The organism is Streptomyces sp. NPDC051243 (assembly GCF_044455405.1).
GTDB lineage: Bacteria > Actinomycetota > Actinomycetes > Streptomycetales > Streptomycetaceae > Streptomyces.
Genome location: NZ_JBITES010000012.1, coordinates 269,264 through 288,381 on the forward strand (window position 1 = coordinate 269,264; position 19,118 = coordinate 288,381).

At 70.6% G+C, this 19,118-nt stretch carries 17 protein-coding genes; 13 read left to right on the forward strand and 4 right to left on the reverse strand.

Translation table 11 applies throughout. The features are described from left to right. Positions 1-7: 7 nt before the first annotated feature. Positions 8-1,024 (reverse strand): LacI family DNA-binding transcriptional regulator, encoded by a 1,017-nt coding sequence (locus tag ACIBAG_RS30230; protein WP_399109294.1) that lies wholly within the window; start codon positions 1,022-1,024, stop codon positions 8-10. 494 nt (positions 1,025-1,518) lie between these two features. On the opposite strand from ACIBAG_RS30230, the gene ACIBAG_RS30235 reads away from it, so the two are divergent. From ACIBAG_RS30235 to ACIBAG_RS30275, 9 genes are all read left to right on the forward strand, one after another. Next, on the forward strand, positions 1,519-3,453 hold the full coding sequence (locus ACIBAG_RS30235) for an acyl-CoA dehydrogenase family protein (RefSeq protein ID WP_399109295.1): 1,935 nt from the start codon (positions 1,519-1,521) through the stop codon (positions 3,451-3,453). A gap of 42 nt (positions 3,454-3,495) precedes the next feature. Next, positions 3,496-3,732: a helix-turn-helix domain-containing protein gene (locus tag ACIBAG_RS30240; RefSeq protein ID WP_399109297.1), complete on the forward strand. Its 237-nt coding sequence runs from the start codon at positions 3,496-3,498 to the stop codon at positions 3,730-3,732. Positions 3,733-3,915: 183 nt separating this feature from the next. Beyond that, positions 3,916-5,172 carry a 1-deoxy-D-xylulose-5-phosphate reductoisomerase gene (gene dxr / locus ACIBAG_RS30245; protein WP_399109299.1) on the forward strand — a complete coding sequence of 419 codons (1,257 nt, stop codon included), beginning with the start codon at positions 3,916-3,918 and terminating at the stop codon, positions 5,170-5,172. Between the two features lie 8 nt (positions 5,173-5,180). Then, positions 5,181-6,473: a M50 family metallopeptidase gene (locus ACIBAG_RS30250; RefSeq protein WP_399109431.1), complete on the forward strand. Its 1,293-nt coding sequence runs from the start codon at positions 5,181-5,183 to the stop codon at positions 6,471-6,473. Positions 6,474-6,642: 169 nt separating this feature from the next. After that, the gene (ispG, locus tag ACIBAG_RS30255) at positions 6,643-7,800 is read left to right on the forward strand and encodes a flavodoxin-dependent (E)-4-hydroxy-3-methylbut-2-enyl-diphosphate synthase (RefSeq protein ID WP_399109300.1); all 1,158 of its coding nucleotides are present in this window, start codon (positions 6,643-6,645) and stop codon (positions 7,798-7,800) included. Positions 7,801-8,014: 214 nt separating this feature from the next. Continuing rightward, complete coding sequence (locus ACIBAG_RS30260; protein WP_399109302.1) at positions 8,015-8,863, forward strand: GNAT family N-acetyltransferase; 849 nt, start codon at positions 8,015-8,017, stop codon at positions 8,861-8,863. Between the two features lie 26 nt (positions 8,864-8,889). Next, the gene (locus ACIBAG_RS30265) at positions 8,890-9,456 is read left to right on the forward strand and encodes a GNAT family N-acetyltransferase (RefSeq protein ID WP_399109304.1); all 567 of its coding nucleotides are present in this window, start codon (positions 8,890-8,892) and stop codon (positions 9,454-9,456) included. 94 nt (positions 9,457-9,550) lie between these two features. After that, a complete protein-coding gene (locus ACIBAG_RS30270; RefSeq protein WP_399109306.1) occupies positions 9,551-11,254 on the forward strand; it encodes a proline--tRNA ligase in 1,704 nt (567 codons plus the stop codon). Between the two features lie 116 nt (positions 11,255-11,370). Further along, positions 11,371-11,553, forward strand: coding sequence for a hypothetical protein (locus ACIBAG_RS30275; RefSeq protein WP_399109308.1), 183 nt, complete (start codon positions 11,371-11,373; stop codon positions 11,551-11,553). Positions 11,554-11,756: 203 nt separating this feature from the next. On the opposite strand, the gene ACIBAG_RS30280 is transcribed toward ACIBAG_RS30275, so the two are convergent. The 3 genes from ACIBAG_RS30280 to ACIBAG_RS30290 are packed head-to-tail and all read right to left on the reverse strand — an operon-like array spanning position 11,757 to position 13,752. After that, complete coding sequence (locus tag ACIBAG_RS30280; protein WP_399109310.1) at positions 11,757-12,656, reverse strand: aminoglycoside phosphotransferase family protein; 900 nt, start codon at positions 12,654-12,656, stop codon at positions 11,757-11,759. Positions 12,657-12,706: 50 nt separating this feature from the next. Continuing rightward, a complete protein-coding gene (locus tag ACIBAG_RS30285; RefSeq protein ID WP_399109311.1) occupies positions 12,707-13,171 on the reverse strand; it encodes a ferritin-like domain-containing protein in 465 nt (154 codons plus the stop codon). After that, the gene (locus ACIBAG_RS30290; RefSeq protein ID WP_399109313.1) at positions 13,168-13,752 is read right to left on the reverse strand and encodes a hypothetical protein; all 585 of its coding nucleotides are present in this window, start codon (positions 13,750-13,752) and stop codon (positions 13,168-13,170) included. The genes ACIBAG_RS30285 and ACIBAG_RS30290 overlap by 4 nt, the downstream gene beginning before the upstream one ends. A 231-nt stretch (positions 13,753-13,983) precedes the next feature. Here ACIBAG_RS30290 and rimP point away from each other — a divergent pair, with 231 nt between their 5' ends. The 4 genes from rimP to infB all read left to right on the forward strand — a co-directional run bounded on the left by rimP (position 13,984) and on the right by infB (position 19,114). Further along, positions 13,984-14,481, forward strand: coding sequence for a ribosome maturation factor RimP (gene rimP / locus ACIBAG_RS30295; protein WP_399109315.1), 498 nt, complete (start codon positions 13,984-13,986; stop codon positions 14,479-14,481). A gap of 2 nt (positions 14,482-14,483) precedes the next feature. After that, the gene (gene nusA / locus ACIBAG_RS30300) at positions 14,484-15,470 is read left to right on the forward strand and encodes a transcription termination factor NusA (protein ID WP_399109317.1); all 987 of its coding nucleotides are present in this window, start codon (positions 14,484-14,486) and stop codon (positions 15,468-15,470) included. A 102-nt stretch (positions 15,471-15,572) separates the two neighbouring features. Next, positions 15,573-15,869 (forward strand): YlxR family protein, encoded by a 297-nt coding sequence (locus ACIBAG_RS30305; RefSeq protein WP_399109319.1) that lies wholly within the window; start codon positions 15,573-15,575, stop codon positions 15,867-15,869. Positions 15,870-16,015: 146 nt separating this feature from the next. After that, positions 16,016-19,114 carry a translation initiation factor IF-2 gene (gene infB / locus ACIBAG_RS30310; protein ID WP_399109320.1) on the forward strand — a complete coding sequence of 1,033 codons (3,099 nt, stop codon included), beginning with the start codon at positions 16,016-16,018 and terminating at the stop codon, positions 19,112-19,114. Positions 19,115-19,118 lie beyond the last annotated feature (4 nt).

Below are 19,118 nucleotides of genomic sequence, written 5' to 3' on the forward strand. Positions count from 1 at the left end.
TCGCGGATCAGTGGGTGGCGGCCGGCGCCGGGCCCGAACTCGCCCGGACCGTCAACTCGGGTGCGATCAGCAGGACTTCGTCGCTCCCACGCCCGTCGAGCTTGGCGACCAGCTGCTCCACGGCATGCCGGCCCATCTCCTGCGCGGGGATGGAGACGGACGTCAGCCGCACCGAGGCCTGGGTGGCGACCTGGTCGGGGCAGATGCCGACCACCGACACGTCCTCGGGCACGGCACGGCCCTGCTGACGCAACAGGGCGAGCAGCGGCTCGACCGCCGACTCGTTCTGCACGACGAACCCGGTGGTGCTGGGCCGCTCGTCGAGGATCCGGGCGAGGGTGACGGCCATCGCGTCGTACCCGCCCTCGCACGGCCGGTGCAGCAGCCGCATCCCCAACTCCTGGGAACGCAGCCGGAGTCCGTCGAGCGTCCGCTCGGCGAAGCCGGTGTGCCGTTCGTAGACGGCCGGGGCCTCTCCTATGACAGCGATGTCGCGGTGCCCCAGCATCGCCAGATGCTCCACACACAGCGCGCCGGTCGCCTTGAAGTCGAGGTCGACGCAGGTCAGCCCGGTGGTGTCGGCGGGCAGCCCGATCAGCACGGACGGCTGGTCGGTGCCGCGCAGCAGCGGCAGCCGCTCGTCGTCCAGCTGGACGTCCATCAGGATCATCGCGTCGGCGAGCCCGCTGCCGGTGACGCGACGCACGGCGTCGGGGCCCTCCTCGCCGGTCAGCAGCAGGACGTCGTAGCCGTGGGTGCGGGCCGTGGTGGCCACCGCGATGGCGATCTCCATCATCACCGGCACGTACATGTCGGTGCGCAGCGGGATCATCAGCGCGATGATGTTCGACCTGCTGCTTGCCAGGGCACGGGCACCCGCGTTCGGGTGGTAGCCGAGCTCGCGGATGCTCTGCTCGACCCGCTGCCGGGTGGTCGCCGAGATCGACCGCTTGCCGCTGAGGACATAGCTCACCGTGCTCGCCGAGACTCCGGCGTGCTGGGCGACCTCGGCGAGGGTGACCATCCAGCTCTCCAAGCTTTGTGAAGCGCTTCGACAGTGCGCGTTGGGTACAGGGGCGGGTGTGAGGGTGGTTCGACACTAGCTCTGGCGGGCGTGGGTGTCCATAGTTTGTCGAAGCGCTTCGACACCTTTTCCCGTCCAGGTTCTTTTCCGTGTGTACGAACTCGTACGACGGTGTCGGCGCCGGGCGGGCGACCTCCCGCAGGGCCGGCGGCCACTGAGGTGTCGTACAGGAACCGTCCCCCGGAAGGACCCCCCGATGCAACACCGCGGACCGCGCGGCCTGTCCAAGAAGCGGAAGGGCACGCTCGACCTCGACTGAACGGGCGCGCTGGGCCCTGGCATCACCCTCCCGTCGTCCGCCCGGCAGGCAGGCGGGAGGGTGATGTCAGGGCCCAAGGGGTGGTGGGGTGGCCCGTAATCGGGTACATACGATCGGGTAGCACCCGTCGGTAACCAAACGGCCCAAGATCCCGATTCGCGGCGAGGTGAGCCTCATGTCCGCAGCACCCACCAAACCCACTGTCAGTGAGCGTGAGGCCCGCCAGGTGGCGGAGGCGGCCCGGCAACAGGAGTGGCGCAAGCCCAGTTTCGCCAAGGAACTGTTCCTCGGCCGCTTCCGCCTCGACCTCATCCACCCCCACCCGATGCCCACCGACGAGGCCGCCCAGCGCGGCGAGGAGTTCCTCGCCAAACTGCGCGACTTCGTCGAGACGAAGGTCGACGGCGCCCTCATCGAGCGCGAGTCCCGGATCCCCGACGACGTGATCAACGGGCTCAAGGAGCTCGGCGCCTTCGGCATGAAGATCGACACCAAGTACGGCGGGCTCGGCCTCACGCAGGTCTACTACAACAAGGCCCTCACCCTGGCCGGCTCGGCCAGCCCGGCGATCGGCGTCCTGCTCTCGGCCCATCAGTCGATCGGCGTACCGCAGCCGCTCAAGCTGTTCGGCACCCCGGAGCAGAAGGAACGGTTCCTGCCGCGCTGCGCCCGCACCGACATCAGCGCCTTCCTCCTCACCGAGCCGGACGTGGGCTCCGACCCGGCCCGCCTCGCGACCTCCGCGGTACCGGACGGGGACGACTACATCCTCGACGGGGTCAAGCTGTGGACGACCAACGGGGTGGTCGCCGACCTCCTCGTCGTCATGGCACGCGTGCCCAAGTCCGAGGGCCACAAGGGCGGCATCACCGCCTTCGTCGTGGAGACCAACTCGCCCGGCATCACGGTCGAGAACCGCAACGCCTTCATGGGCCTGCGCGGCATCGAGAACGGCGTCACCCGCTTCCACCAGGTCAGGGTCCCGGCCGCCAACCGCATCGGCCCGGAGGGCGCCGGCCTGAAGATCGCGCTCACCACGCTGAACACCGGACGTCTCTCGCTCCCCGCCTCCTGCGTCGCGGCCGGCAAGTGGTGCCTGAAGATCGCCCGCGAGTGGTCGGCGGCCCGCGAGCAGTGGGGCAAGCCGATCTCCCACCACGAGGCCGTCGGCTCGAAGATCTCCTTCATCGCGGCCACCACCTTCGCCCTGGAGGCCGTCACCGACCTCGCCTCGCAGATGGCCGACGAGGACCGCAACGACATCCGCATCGAAGGCGCCCTCGCCAAGCTGTACGCCTCCGAGATGGGCTGGCTCATCGCCGACGAGCTCGTCCAGATCCGCGGCGGTCGCGGCTTCGAGACCGCCGACTCACTGCGGGCCCGCGGCGAGCGCGGCGTCCCCGCCGAACAGGTCCTGCGCGACCTGCGCATCAACCGCATCTTCGAGGGCTCGACGGAGATCATGCACCTCCTGATCGCCCGCGAGGCCGTCGACGCCCACCTCTCGGTCGCCGGCGACCTCATCGACCCCGAGAAGTCCCTCCAGGACAAGGCGAAGGCGGGCGCGAACGCCGGCGTGTTCTACGCCAAGTGGCTGCCGAAGCTGGTCGCGGGCCAGGGCCAGCTTCCCTACTCCTACGGCGAGTTCAAGCGCCAGGTCGACCTCTCCCCGCATCTGCGCTACGTCGAACGCACCTCCCGCAAGCTCGCCCGCTCCACCTTCTACGGCATGTCCCGCTGGCAGGGGCGGATGGAGACCAAGCAGGGCTTCCTGGGCCGCATCGTCGACATCGGCGCCGAACTGTTCGCCATGAGCGCGGTCTGCGTCCGCGCCGAGCACCTGCGCGGCCAGGGCGAGCACGGCCGTGAGGCCTACCAGCTCGCCGACGCCTTCTGCCGCCAGGCCCGCCTGCGTGTGGAGGAGCTCTTCGGCCGCCTGTGGTCCAACACCGACGACCTCGACCGCAAGGTGGTCAAGGGCGTGATGTCGGGCACGTACGAGTGGCTGGAGAGCGGCATCGTCGACCCGTCGGACGACGGCGGCGTATGGATCGCGGACGCGACGCCGGGCCCGTCGCAGCGGGAGAACGTGCACCGGCCCATTCGCTGAGGCGCGGGCAGCCGAGGCGATCAGGCGGAAGAGAGTCCACCCATGCGATCCGGTATCCGGCCCGACTGGGTGGACGCCCGCCTCCGTGCGCTCGGAGCGCGTATCCGCGTCGTGCGCGAAGCCCAGAAACTCACTCAGCAGGATCTGGGCAGGGCGACAAAGCTCGGCAGCAGGCGGGTCGACCACATCGAGCACGGCGCCGTCGACACAACCCTCGATGAACTCCTGCTGATCGCACATGTTCTTGACATTCCGCCCGCGGACCTTGCGGCCCACTGAGTGGCAGCCGGCCCGAAAGCGCCGAGGCGACGTCGGGCCCGAGTCAGCGGGAGAACGTGCACCGTCAGATCGGGTGGCCGATCCCCCGAGAGGTCACTGCCCGCAGTGACCTCTCACCATCCTGTAACCCACTGAAGGGGACACCCTGTCCTCCCCGAAAGCCGTTCCGGCCACAATGGGGGAATGAGCGACAGTCCAGCCCCCCTCGCCGACCCGCATCTCGTCTACGACCCCGTGGCGGGCGACGGCCCCAAGGACGTGGTGATCCTCGGCTCCACGGGCTCGATCGGCACCCAGGCCATCGACCTCGTGCTGCGCAACCCCGACCGGTTCCGGGTCACCGCCCTGTCCGCGAACGGCGGCCGGGTCGCCCTCCTCGCCGAGCAGGCGTACCGGCTGAAGGCACGGACCGTCGCGGTCGCCCGCGAGGACGTCGTACCGGCCCTGCGCGAGGCACTCGCCGCCCAGTACGGCACGGGCGAGCCGCTCCCGGAGATCCTCGCCGGACCGGAGGCGGCCACCCAGGTCGCCGCCTCCGACTGCCACACCGTCCTCAACGGCATCACCGGCTCCATCGGCCTCACGCCCACCCTCGCCGCCCTGGAAGCGGGCCGCACCCTCGCGCTCGCCAACAAGGAATCCCTCATCGTCGGCGGGCCGCTGGTCAAGGACCTCGCCAAGCCCGGCCAGATCATTCCGGTCGACTCCGAGCACGCCGCCCTGTTCCAGGCGCTGGCGTCCGGCACGCGCGCGGACGTACGCAAGCTCGTGGTGACGGCGTCCGGCGGCCCCTTCCGCGGCCGTACGAAGGCCGAGCTCGCGAACGTGACCGTCGAGGACGCCCTCGCCCACCCCACCTGGGCCATGGGACCGGTGATCACGATCAACTCCGCGACCCTCGTCAACAAGGGGCTGGAGGTCATCGAGGCGCACCTGCTCTACGACATTTCCTTCGACCGCATTGAGGTGGTCGTGCATCCCCAGTCGTATGTTCACTCGATGGTTGAGTTCACGGACGGATCCACGATCGCCCAGGCGACGCCCCCCGACATGCGCGGGCCCATCGCCATCGGCCTCGGCTGGCCGGAGCGCGTCCCCGACGCCGCGCCCACCTTCGACTGGAGCAAGGCGTCGACGTGGGAGTTCTTCCCGCTCGACAACGACGCGTTCCCGTCGGTCGATCTGGCGCGTCACGTGGGTGAGCTCGCGGGCACGGCACCCGCGGTGTTCAATGCGGCCAACGAGGAGTGCGTGGAGGCGTTCCGGGCCGGCGCTCTGCCGTTCAACGGGATCATGGAGACCGTGACGCGGGTGGTGGAGGAGCACGGCACACCGAGTGCGGGAACTTCTCTCACCGTCGCGGACGTCCTCGAAGCGGAGACCTGGGCGCGCAGGCGGGCCCGGGAACTGGCGGCACACACGGCGGAGGCCCGTGCATGACGACCCTGATGTTCATCCTCGGCATAGTGCTGTTCGCGGTCGGGCTGCTCTTCTCGATCGCCTGGCACGAGCTGGGCCACCTGTCCACGGCCAAGCTGTTCGGCATCCGAGTGCCGCAGTACATGGTCGGCTTCGGCCCGACCATCTGGTCGCGGAACAAGGGCGAGACCGAGTACGGCATCAAGGCGATCCCGTTCGGCGGCTACATCCGCATGATCGGCATGTTCCCGCCCGGCCCCGACGGCAAGCTGGAGGCCCGCTCCACCTCGCCCTGGCGCGGCATGATCGAGGACGCCCGCTCGGCCGCGTTCGAGGAGCTCAAGCCGGGTGACGAGACCCGCCTCTTCTACACGCGCAAGCCGTGGAAGCGGGTCATCGTGATGTTCGCGGGCCCCTTCATGAACCTGGTCCTCGCCGTCGGACTGTTCCTCACGGTGCTGATGGGCTTCGGCGTCCAGCAGCAGACCACCACGGTCAGCTCGGTCTCCCAGTGCGTCATCGACCAGAAGGAGAAGCGCGAGGACTGCAAGGCGTCCGACGCCGAGTCCCCGGCCGCCGCCGCGGGCATGAAGGCCGGCGACAAGATCGTCTCCTTCGGCGGGGTGCGGACCGAGGACTGGAACACCCTCTCCGACCTCATCCGCGACAGCGCCGGCAAGGACGTGCCGATCGTCGTCGACCGCAAGGGCGAGGAACTGACCCTGCACGCGAAGATCGCCACCAACTGGGTCGTGGCGAAGGACAGCAGCGGGGCGTACATCGAGGGCAAGTACGTCCAGGCCGGCTTCCTCGGCTTCAGCTCCGCCACCGGCGTGGTCAAACAGGACTTCGGTGACTCGGTGACCTGGATGGGCGACCGGGTCGGCGACGCCGTCGACTCCCTGATCGCCCTGCCCTCCAAGATCCCCGCACTGTGGGACGCCGCCTTCGGCGACGGCCCGCGCGAACCGGACTCCCCGATGGGCATCGTCGGCGCGGCGAGGGTGAGCGGCGAGATCGCCACGCTGGACATCCCGGCATCGCAGCAACTCGCGACGTTCGTGTTCCTGCTGGCGGGCTTCAACCTCTCGCTCTTCCTCTTCAACATGCTCCCGCTGCTGCCACTCGACGGCGGCCATATCGCGGGCGCCCTGTGGGAGTCGCTGCGCCGCAACACGGCGAAGGTGCTGCGCCGCCCGGACCCCGGTCCGTTCGACGTGGCGAAGCTGATGCCGGTGGCGTACGTGGTCGCCGGGATCTTCATCTGCTTCACGCTGCTGGTGCTGGTCGCGGACGTCGTTAACCCGGTCAGAATCTCCTAGTCATACGGCGTTCGAGGCGGCCCGGGATGCTCTGTCCCGGGCCGCCTTCCATTGAGTGGGTTTACGGACCGTGATGTGCTCGGGTGAGCCCCCGTGCCGTAATCTCGAAGCCTGGAGCCCGCTGCTGACGGGACCGGACCTTGATCCACGACTTGGGGTTGCACAGCAGATGACTGCGATTTCTCTCGGCATGCCGTCCGTTCCGACCAAGCTCGCCGAGCGCCGGAAGAGCCGGCAGATCCAGGTCGGATCCGTGGCGGTCGGCGGGGACGCGCCGGTCTCGGTCCAGTCGATGACGACGACCCGTACGTCGGACATCGGCGCCACCTTGCAGCAGATCGCGGAGCTGACGGCGTCCGGCTGCCAGATCGTGCGCGTGGCCTGCCCCACGCAGGACGACGCGGACGCGCTCGCGACCATCGCGCGCAAGTCTCAGATCCCGGTGATCGCGGACATCCACTTCCAGCCGAAGTACGTCTTCGCGGCGATCGAGGCCGGCTGCGCCGCGGTCCGGGTCAACCCCGGCAACATCAAGCAGTTCGACGACAAGGTCAAGGAGATCGCGCGGGCCGCCAAGGACCACGGAACCCCGATCCGCATCGGCGTCAACGCCGGCTCCCTGGACCGGCGCCTGCTGCAGAAGTACGGCAAGGCGACGCCCGAGGCCCTGGTCGAGTCGGCGCTGTGGGAGGCGTCCCTCTTCGAGGAGCACGACTTCCGGGACATCAAGATCTCGGTCAAGCACAACGACCCGGTCGTGATGATCGAGGCGTACCGCCAGCTCGCGGCCCAGTGCGACTACCCCCTCCACCTCGGCGTGACGGAGGCGGGCCCCGCCTTCCAAGGCACGATCAAGTCGGCCGTCGCCTTCGGCGCCCTCCTCTCGCAGGGCATCGGCGACACCATCCGCGTCTCCCTCTCGGCTCCGCCGGTCGAGGAGGTCAAGGTCGGCAACCAGATCCTGGAGTCCCTGAACCTCAAGCAGCGCGGCCTGGAGATCGTCTCCTGCCCGTCCTGCGGCCGCGCCCAGGTCGACGTCTACAAGCTGGCCGAAGAGGTCACCGCCGGCCTCACCGGCATGGAGGTCCCCCTCCGCGTCGCCGTCATGGGCTGCGTCGTCAACGGCCCCGGCGAGGCCCGCGAGGCCGACCTCGGCGTGGCCTCCGGGAACGGCAAGGGCCAGATCTTCGTCAAGGGCGAGGTCATCAAGACCGTCCCCGAGTCCAAGATCGTCGAGACCCTCATCGAGGAGGCCATGAAGCTGGCCGAGCAGATGGAGGCGGACGGCGTGACGAGCGGGGAGCCGTCGGTATCGGTTGCCGGGTAGTGAAACTCAGCCCGTCTGGGGGTGCCCCCTCTGGGGGAGTTTGAGGACGAGGCCCGTTCGGGGCCGAAGCGGGGGTCTGGGGGCGGCAGCCCCCAGTCGACGGCAACGACAACGCCGGGTACCTCCAAGCAGGCGGCACCAAGGCAGGGCGGCGCGGCTCAGCTTCCGCAGGTACAGTGCGGAGACCAGCAGTTCCCCCGGAGGGCCCCCGCACGTGTTGACCCAGACCACCTCACGGGTGCTCGAACCGAGTGACCTGGACGCCGCGCTCGCCGTCCTCGACCGCGAGCCGGTCGCGAACGCCTTCGTGACGTCACGGGTCCAGGTCGCCGGCCTCGACCCCTGGCGCCTCGGCGGCGAGATGTGGGGCTGGTACGAGGGCGGCATGCTGACGTCCCTGTGCTACGCGGGCGCCAACCTCGTCCCGATCTGCGCGACCCCGCGAGCGGTACGGGCCTTCGCCGACCGGGCCCGCCGCGCGGGCCGCCGCTGCTCCTCCATCGTCGGCCCCGCCGAGTCCACCGCCCAGCTGTGGCGCCTGCTGGAACCCGGCTGGGGCCCGGCCCGTGAGGTCCGCTCCCACCAGCCGCTGATGGTCACCGACCGTATGCCGGCGGACATCACCCCGGATCCGTACGTCCGTCGCATCCGCAAGGACGAGATGGAGACGATCATGCCGGCCTGCGTGGCGATGTTCACCGAGGAGGTCGGCGTATCGCCCATGGCCGGCGACGGCGGCCTCCTCTACCAGGCCCGGGTCGCCGAACTCGTCGGCTCCGGCCGCTCCTTCGCCCGCCTCGACCAGAACGGCAAGGTCGTCTTCAAGGCGGAGATCGGCGCGGCGACGGACCGGGCCTGCCAGATCCAGGGGGTCTGGGTGGCCCCCGAGTACCGGGGCCAGGGCCTCGCGGCTCCCGGCATGGCGGCGGTACTGCGTTACGCCCTGGCGGACGTGGCCCCGGTGGTGAGCCTGTACGTCAACGACTTCAACACGGCGGCGAGAAGGGCGTACACGAGGGTGGGCTTCCAGGAGGTCGGCGCCTTCATGAGCGTCCTGTTCTGATCCGAACCCCCCTGTAGGCTCCCCACATGCGCCTTCCCGGTCACGGACACCGCCGCCAACCCGACGACATCGTGATCGGCCCCCTGGACCTCTCGGCCCGAGTCGACGAGGCCCTCGCCGTCCAAGCCGTCGCCTTCGGCCTCGGCCTCGACGAAGTAGCCGTACGCCGCCAGATCGTCCTGCGCCACATGACCTACCGCGGCGCCCGCGCCCTCGGCGCCACCACCGCCGGGCGCCTGGTCGGCTTCGTCTACGGCATGCCCAACGACCGCACCCACTGGTGGTCCACCGTCGTGGAGCCCTACCTGCGGGCCCAGGGCCACGACGCCTGGCTCGACGACTCCTTCGTCATCACGGAACTCCACGTCCACCCCCGCTACCAGAACCGCGGTATCGGACGTTCCCTGATCACCACGATCACCGACGGCGCCGCCGAACCCCGCTCGATCCTCTCGGCGATCGACACCGACAGCCCGGCCCGCGGCCTCTACCACTCCCTGGGCTACACGGACCTCGCCCGCCAGGTCCACTTCCCCAGCGCCCCGAAGCCGTACGCCGTGATGGGCGCCCCCCTCCCGCTCCGCCGCCGGTAGGCGATCGCTGCGCCGCCCTTAACCGATTTCCACCGTCCCGTACCGCCCGGCTAACCTCCTGCCATAACCGACACCCGGCAGGAGTACGAGAACGATGGCGAACGCACCGGTCCAGCGCATGTCCCAGTTGATGGCGAAGACGCTGCGCGACGACCCGGCGGACGCCGAGGTCCTCAGCCACAAGCTGCTCGTCCGCGCCGGCTACGTCCGCCGCACGGCAGCCGGTATCTGGTCGTGGCTGCCCCTCGGCAAGCGGGTCCTCGCCAACGTGGAGCGCATCGTCCGCGAGGAGATGGACGCCATCGGCGCCCAGGAGGTACTGCTCCCCGCGCTGCTGCCGCGTGAGCCGTACGACGCGACCGGCCGCTGGGACGAGTACGGCCAGGAGCTGTTCCGCCTCAAGGACCGCAAGGGCGGCGACTACCTGCTCGGCCCGACCCACGAGGAGATCTTCACCCTGCTGGTGAAGGACCAGGCGTCCTCCTACAAGGACATGCCGGTCATCCTCTACCAGATCCAGCACAAGTACCGCGACGAGGCCCGCCCGCGGGCCGGCATCCTGCGCGGCCGCGAGTTCCTGATGAAGGACTCCTACTCCTTCGACGTGGACGACGAGGGGCTCGCCCACTCCTACGCCCTGCACCGCCAGGCCTACCAGCGCGTCTTCGAGCGCCTCGGCCTCGACTACCGCATCTGCGCCGCGACCGCCGGCGCCATGGGCGGCTCCAAGTCGGAGGAGTTCCTCGCCCCGGCCGGCGCCGGCGAGGACACCTTCGCGGACTGCCCGAACTGCGACTTCGCGGCCAACACCGAGGCGATCTCGTACGAGCTGAAGCCGGTCGACGCCGAAGGCGTGGCCGCCCTCGAGGAGATCCCCACCCCCGACACCCCGACCATCGAGACCCTCGCCGCCCACCTCGGCGTCCAGGCCTCCGAGACCCTCAAGAACCTCCTGGTCAAGGTCGACGGCGAGATCGTCGCCGTCGGCGTCCCGGGCCACCGTGAGGTCGACATGGACAAGGTCGAGGCCCACTTCGCCCCGGCCGTCGTCGAGATGGTCACCGAGGCCGACTTCGCGGGCCGCCCCGACCTGGTCCGCGGCTACGTCGGCCCGCAGGGCCGGGGCGAGAAGGTCCGGTACCTCGCCGACCCGCGCGTGGCCCCCGGCACCTCGTGGATCACGGGCGCCAACAAGGAGGGCGTACACGCGAAGAACGTCGTCGCGGGCCGTGACTTCGAGGTCGACGAGTACGTCGACGTCGTGGTCGTGCAGGAGGGCGACCCCTGCCCGAACTGCGGCACCGGCCTCAAGCTCGACCGCGCCATCGAGATCGGCCACATCTTCCAGCTGGGCCGCAAGTACGCCGACGCCCTCAAGCTCGACGTCCTCGGCCAGAACGGCAAGCCGGTCCGCGTGACCATGGGCTCCTACGGCATCGGCGTCTCCCGCGCGGTAGCCGCCCTCGCCGAGCAGACCGCCGACGACAAGGGCCTGTGCTGGCCCGCCGAGGTCGCCCCGGCCGACGTGCACGTCGTCGCCGCGGGCAAGGCCCTGCAGACCGAACTCGCCCTCGACGTCTCCGAGAAGCTGGCCTCGGCCGGCCTGCGCGTCCTGTGCGACGACCGGGCCGGTGTCTCGCCGGGCGTGAAGTTCACGGACTCGGAGCTGATCGGCGTACCGCAGATCCTGGTGGCCGGACGGCGCGCTGCCGAGGGCGTCGTCGAGCTCAAGGACCGCAGGACCGGTGAGCGCGAGGAACTCACGGTGGACGAGGCGATCGCCCGCCTGACCGCGTAACGGAACCCTTCAGAAAGTTCTCCGGCGGACCGAAGACGCCGCACAGCTTTCCCTCAGGCCGTTCCCCGACCGTGGTGACGTGACACAGCGTCACGTCACCACGGAGCGGAACCCTCTTGCGTACCAGCGAACGGGGTGCCGCGGCAGCGGTCCGCAGAGGAGCGCGGCGCACGGCGGCCGCCACGGCGGCGAGCGGGCGGCACGGGGACGAGCAGGGCCACCTCCTCGGGCAGCTCGGCTTCCGACAGCACCTCGTCGAGCGGTTCGGACGGTTCGAGCAGCGACTCCTCGATGGATGAGTGGGGCTACCCGATCGTGGACGGCACCCGAGTCCCGCCCCGCTCGGTGAAACGGGCCCGAAGGGCAGCGTTCGACTGCCCGGCCCTGGCTCTCGAACCGGCGGCGAGGGCAACGCCTTGAGGGGCGCGGGGCTGTGGCGATATGCGGCTCCGCCGCGTGTGCGCGACCAGCCCCCACCGACCCGCCGGCACATCACAACGCTCTAAAGCCACCCGGCGAATTCCAGCAACAACTCGGCGTCCTGGACCCGCCCCACCCGAAGCGCCCGCACCCCGGACTCCACAGCGCGAAACAGCGTCCACCCCCGAAGCCGTTCCTGATCCACATCCAACGACTCCGCCAGCCGCTTCACCCGCCGCCGAGTCGTCGCCGCCCCCGAAGGCGAGGCGATCAGATCCTCCACCCGATCCCGCACCAACCGCGCCAGATCGAACGCACACTCCCCGACCACCGGATCCGGCCCCACCGCCAGCCACGGCATCCGCTCCCCGGCCAGCACCTTGCTCTGCCGAAACGTCCCATGCAGCAGCCGCTCCTCAGGCGGCGCGGCCACCAACTCCTCCCGCGCACCGAGCGCGGCATCGACCAGCACCGCCACATCGCCGAAGGCATCCGCAGTCGCCCGCATCGCCTGGGCCTGCCGCCCGGTCCGCTCCGCCACCGTCTCGAAAACATGCCCGGTCGGCGGTTCGACCCACAGCCGCCGCAACGTCCCCGCCGCCTCCAGCAGCGCCTTCGCCTCGGGCAACGACCGCACCGACAGATCCGGATGCAGCCGCTCCAACAGCAGCACGCCCTCCGTCACCCGGGGTTCGAGAAGCTGTACGGCGCCCATGCCGCCCCAGTGCGCCAGCGCGGCCCGCTCGCTCTCCGGGCGGAAGCGGGGCGGAGCCAGCTTGAGCACAGCCGGGGTGCCGTCGGCGCGCCGCACCAGCACGACAAGGCTGCTGCGGCCGCCGGGCACCTGCACGCGCTCAACGGTCAACTCGCGTAGCGCGACGGCCCGGCCGGCCGCCTCCGGCAGCTTCTCCAACCAGTCGTCACCGTCCGGTGCCGTCTCACCGAGCGCCCTGACCAGACGCTGCGGCGGTTCGAAAGCCATGCGCGAGTCGTTCCCTTCCCGTACTGCCCGTACGTGCTCTGCGGCCCCCGTCACGCGCTGGGCGCCGCCGATGCCGACGTGATGCCCGCCCGCTCGGCGAGCCCAGGGAAGGCTACGCTCTCGCCCCGCCAGCGCACCGCCCGCACCGCCGCCTCGCGCAGGGCCTCGGCGGCGGTACCCCGCAACTCGCCCTCGGTCGCCCGCACCAGGTCGGAGTACACCCCGGCCACCCGGTCCTCCAGCTCGGCGGCCAGCCGGACGGCCGCGGCCGAGTCCGCTACCGGGAACGGCAGCGCGTACGCGGCGCTCGCGGCGACCGGCTCGGCGCCCAGGTCACGCACCTCGCGCGCCAGCGTGTCCCGCCGCGCCCGGTGCGCGTGGTACGCCGCGCGTGCTTCCGAGCGCTGTCCCTCGCGCACAAGGCCGCCGACGACCCCGTACCCGTACACGGCCGCGTGCTCGGCGGCGAGGGCCGCCTGGAGAGCCGTCAGCCGCTGCTTCCTCACCTCGCTCACTTGGCCCCCTCCGCCAGCAGATACGCATGCACGGCCCCGGCCGCCGCCACGGAGGCCAGCAGCCTGGCCAACTCGCCCGGCACCTCGAGCAGCGCCTTCGACCGCCGGTCCGCGAGCGTCCGTTCGGCGGCGGCCAGCTCGGCCAGGGCGTCCTTCTCGTTCGCGGGCACGGCGGCCGACGGGGACGCCGACGGCGACACCTTCCCGGCCTGCGGTGCCTCCGACGTCGTAGAAGAGTCTGTGGACGGCTGGGAGGTTCCGGGGGACGCCCCGGCCGAATTCCCGCCGAACGCCTCCGCATGCCGTACGGCCTCGTCCCGCAACGGCCCCACCAGCTGCGCCAGCGCCGGATGGACGGCGAGCACCGCGTCGTACCGCTCGACCAGGCCCTCGCTGTCGCGCGCCGCACGCGCGCGTGCCCGCTCGCTGGGCGACGGGCCGCCGCTCGAGGTGCCGGCGGAATCCCCGGAGTTCTCGGACCCGGAGGAGCAGCCCACCAGCAGGGCGGCCCCGGCGGCCGAGGCGAGCAGGGTTCTTCGGCGCGGCCCCGAGGGGGAGCGCGGCGGCGAGGGGTACGGCACGGCAGACGTCCTCGGGGAACTCGTACGAAAGCACTTACGAAAGCAGCTGGGGAGCAGCCACGGAGCCAGTGGGCCGCGGGCCCGTGATCACCGTACCCGCGCAACCGGACGGCACCACTCACCGGCACCGTTCGCGTGCGGGTGGACGGCAACACTCCCTGTGACCCGATACCCTTTGACCAGACACGCGACCCATCCCACAACAGCACACGCGGCCGAGGAGTCACCCGGATGAGCACCACCCAGAGCGAGAGGCTGCGAGAACTGCTGGAACCGCTCGTCAGCTCCCAGGGACTCGATCTCGAAGAGATCGCAGTGGACTCCGTCGGACGCAAGCGTGTGCTGCGCGTCGTCGTCGACTCCGACACCGGGGCGGACCTGGACAAGGTCGCCGATGTGAGCCGTGCGCTCTCGGCGAAGCTCGACGAGACGGACGCGATGGGCGAGGGCGAGTACACCCTCGAGGTCGGCACCCCGGGCGCGGAGCGCCTCCTCAAGGAGCACCGGCACTACGTGCGCGCCGTCGACCGGCTGGTGAGATTCCAGCTGGCCGAGGGCGGTGAGCTGGTGGCCCGAATCATGAAGGTCGACGACGAAGGCCTCGACCTCGAAGTGCCCGGAGTGAAGGGCCGCAAGGCCACCAGCCGCAGACTCGGCTTCCCGGAGATCGACAAGGCGCGCGTGCAGGTCGAGTTCAACCGCAAGGACAAGAAGGAAGAGGAGGCGTAGCCGTGGACATCGACATGAGTGCCCTGCGGGGCTTGGTACGGGAGAAGGAGATCTCCTTCGACCTGTTGGTCGAGGCGATCGAGTCGGCCCTCCTCATCGCCTACCACCGCACCGAGGGAAGCCACCGCCACGCGCGCGTGAAGCTCGACCGGGAGTCCGGGCACGTGGTGGTGTGGGCGAAGGAAGACCCCGAGGACCTCGAAGAGGGCCAGGAGCCCCGCGAGTTCGACGACACCCCGTCCGACTTCGGCCGTATCGCCGCCACCACCGCCAAGCAGGTCATCCTGCAGCGGCTGCGCGACGCCGAGGACGACGCGACGCTCGGCGAGTACGCCGGCCGCGAGGGCGACATCGTCACCGGCGTGGTCCAGCAGGGCCGCGACCCGAAGAACGTCCTCGTCGACATCGGCAAGCTGGAGGCCATCCTGCCGGTGCAGGAGCAGGTCCCGGGCGAGACGTACCCGCACGGGATGCGGCTTCGGTCGTACGTCGTTCGGGTGGCGAAGGGTGTGCGCGGACCGTCCGTCACCCTGTCGCGCACACACCCGAACCTGGTGAAGAAGCTCTTCGCCCTGGAGGTGCCGGAGATCGCCGACGGTTCGGTGGAGATCGCCGCCATCGCGCGTGAGGCAGGTCACCGCACCAAGATCGCCGTACGGTCCACCCGCAGCGGCCTGAACGCCAAGGGCGCCTGCATCGGCCCCATGGGTGGTCGGGTGCGCAATGTCATGGGCGAGCTGAACGGCGAGAAGATCGACATCGTCGACTGGTCGGACGACCCGGCCGAGATGGTGGCGAACGCGCTCTCCCCGGCCCGGGTCTCCAAGGTGGAGGTCGTGGACATGGCGGCCCGCTCCGCGCGCGTGACCGTGCCCGACTACCAGCTGTCGCTGGCGATCGGCAAGGAAGGGCAGAACGCCCGCCTCGCGGCCCGGCTCACCGGCTGGCGGATCGACATCCGTCCGGACACCGAGCAGGCCGGGGAATAGATCCAAGCCGCAGGGCGCTTAGATCACGTCACGTTATCGCCCGGCAACTGTTCGAATCCTGCCCCAAAGGGGTGAGGTCGGTACGGGGAGGTAGACTTAGCTGTGTCTGGCCGGACACGCGTCCGCGCATGCCCTGAACGCACCTGTGTGGGGTGCCGGGAGCGAGCGGCCAAGGCTGATCTGCTGCGGATCGTGGCGATCAAGGATGAGTGCGTCCCTGATCCTCGCGGTACGCTGCCCGGCCGGGGTGCGTACGTACACCTCGCCCTGGTCTGTCTCGATCAGGCGGAACGCCGCCGGGCGTTCACGCGGGCGCTGCGCGCCCCGGGAGCGCTCGACATTAAGGCGTTGCGCCGGTACGTCGAGCAGACAACAGTTGTCGAGCAGACAACACCGTAAGAAGCGTCGTACGGAACCCCGTGCGGCCCTGGTACCTCGCGAGTCGGAAGTAGGTCGAGATTGCGATGAGCACTCGATGAGTACGCGATGAGTACGCCCATGAAGTAGCGACGGTCCGGCCGCAACCCGGACCTAAAAGGAGCGAAGTGGCTAAGGTCCGGGTATACGAACTCGCCAAGGAGTTCGGTGTGGAGAGCAAGGTCGTCATGGCCAAGCTCCAGGAACTCGGTGAATTCGTCCGTTCGGCGTCTTCGACCATCGAAGCGCCCGTTGTCCGCAAACTGACGGACGCCCTCCAGCAGGGCAGCGGAGGCGGCAAGTCCGCCCCCGCCCGCAAGGCTGCCCCGGCGAAGCCGGCAGCCCCCTCCCCGGCGCAGGCGGCCCGTCCGGCCCCGCCGCGCCCGGCGGCCCCCAAGCCGCCGGCCGCCGAGAAGCCCGCGGCTCCGGCCGCGCCGGCTGCTCCCGGCCCCCGTCCCACTCCGGGCCCGAAGCCCGCGCCGCGGCCCGCCCCGGCGTCCCCGGCTCCGACCACGCCCGAGTTCACGGCACCCCCGTCGGCTCCCGCCGCGCCTGCCCAGGGCTCCGGCCCGCGTCCGGGCGCACCGCGTCCGGGCGGCCAGGCGCCGCGTCCCGGCGCTCCGCGTCCGGGCGGTCCCGGCCAGGGCGGCCAGGGCCGTGGTGAGCGTCCCGGCGCTCCGCGTCCGGGTGGCCAGGCGCCGCGTCCCGGCGCCCGTCCGGCCGGTCCGCGTCCGGGCAACAACCCCTTCACCTCTGGTGGCTCCACCGGCATGGCGCGCCCGCAGGCGCCCCGTCCGGGCGGCGCCCCGCGTCCGGGCGGCCCCGGTGCCCCCGGCGCTCCCGGCGGTGCTCCGCGTCCGCAGGGCCAGGGCGGTCCCCGTCCCCAGGGTGCGGCGGGCGGTCCTCGTCCGCAGGCCCCGGGCGGCCCGCGTCCCACGCCGGGCGGCATGCCCCGTCCGCAGGGCGGCGGCCCGCGTCCGGGCGGCGGTCCCGGTGGCCCGCGTCCGAACCCCGGCATGATGCCGCAGCGTCCGGCTGCCGGCCCGCGTCCCGGTGGCGGTGGCCCCGGTGGCCGTGGTCCCGGTGGCGGCGGTCGTCCCGGTGGCGGCGGTCGTCCGGGCGGTGGCGGCTTCGCCGGTCGTCCCGGTGGCGGCGGCGGTGGCGGCTTCGCCGGCCGTCCCGGCGGTCCCGGTGGCGGTGGCGGCGGCTTCGCCGGTCGTCCGGGTGGTCCCGGTGGCGGTGGCGGCGGTGGCCGTCCCGGCTTCGGCGGTCGTCCCGGCGGTCCCGGTGGCCGTGGTGGCACGCAGGGTGCCTTCGGTCGTCCCGGCGGTCCCGCGCGTCGCGGTCGCAAGTCGAAGCGGCAGAGGCGCCAGGAGTACGAGGCCATGCAGGCCCCGTCGGTCGGCGGCGTGATGCTGCCTCGCGGCAACGGCGAGTCCATTCGCCTGTCGCGCGGTGCGTCGCTCACCGACTTCGCGGAGAAGATCAACGCCAACCCGGCGTCCCTCGTCGCGGTCATGATGAACCTCGGCGAGATGGTCACCGCGACCCAGTCCGTCTCCGACGAGACGCTGGAGCTCCTGGCCAGCGAGATGAACTACACGGTTCAGATCGTCAGCCCCGAGGAGGAGGACCGCGAGCTTCTCGAGTCCTTCGACATCGAGTTCGGCGAGGACGAGGGCGACGAGGAGGACCTGGTGGTCCGTCCGCCGGTCGTCACCGTCATGGGTCACGTCGACCACGGTAAGACCCGACTGCTCGACGCCATCCGCAAGACGAACGTCATCGCGGGCGAGGCCGGCGGCATCACCCAGCACATCGGTGCCTACCAGGTCGCGACCGAGGTCAACGACGAAGAGCGCAAGATCACCTTCATCGACACCCCGGGTCACGAGGCGTTCACCGCCATGCGTGCCCGTGGTGCGAAGTCGACCGACATCGCGATCCTGGTCGTCGCGGCCAACGACGGCGTCATGCCGCAGACGGTCGAGGCGCTCAACCACGCCAAGGCGGCCGACGTCCCGATCGTCGTCGCGGTCAACAAGATCGACGTCGAGGGCGCCGACCCGACCAAGGTGCGCGGTCAGCTCACCGAGTACGGGCTGGTGGCCGAGGAGTACGGCGGCGACACGATGTTCGTCGACATCTCCGCCAAGCAGGGTCTGCACATCGACTCCCTGCTGGAGGCCGTGATCCTCACCGCCGACGCCTCGCTCGACCTGCGGGCCAACCCGGCCCAGGACGCGCAGGGCATCTCGATCGAGTCCCGCCTCGACCGCGGCCGCGGTGCCGTGGCGACGGTCCTCGTCCAGCGAGGCACGCTGCGGGTCGGCGACACGATGGTCGTGGGCGACGCCTACGGTCGTGTGCGCGCCATGCTCGACGACAACGGCAACAACGTCGCCGAGGCCGGTCCCTCGACGCCGGTCCAGGTGTTGGGTCTCACCAACGTCCCGGGCGCGGGCGACAACTTCCTCGTGGTCGAGGAGGACCGTACGGCCCGCCAGATCGCGGAGAAGCGCGCCGCTCGCGAGCGCAACGCGGCCTTCGCCAAGCGCACGCGCCGCGTGTCGCTGGAGGACCTGGACAAGGTGCTGAAGGCCGGCGAGGTCCAGCAGCTGAACCTGATCATCAAGGGCGACGCTTCTGGTTCCGTCGAGGCGCTCGAGTCCTCGCTGCTCCAGCTGGACGTCGGCGAAGAGGTCGACATCCGCGTCCTGCACCGCGGCGTCGGTGCGGTCACGGAGTCCGACATCGACCTGGCCATGGGCTCCGACGCCATCGTCATCGGCTTCAACGTCCGGGCAGCCGGCCGTGCGCAGCAGATGGCGGAGCGCGAAGGCGTGGACGTCCGGTACTACTCGGTCATCTACCAGGCGATCGAGGAGATCGAGGCGGCCCTCAAGGGCATGCTCAAGCCGGAGTTCGAGGAGGTCGAGCTCGGTACGGCGGAGATCCGCGAGGTCTTCAAGTCGTCCAAGCTGGGCAACATCGCCGGTGTCCTCATCCGGTCCGGCGAGGTCCGCCGCAACACCAAGGCGCGCCTGCTGCGCGACGGCAAGGTGGTCGCGGAGAACCTCACCATCGAGGGCCTGCGTCGCTTCAAGGACGACGTCACCGAGATCCGCGAAGGGTTCGAGGGCGGTATCAACCTCGGCAACTTCAACGACATCAAGGTCGACGACGTCATCGCGACGTACGAGATGCGCGAGAAGCCGAGGGCTTGATAGC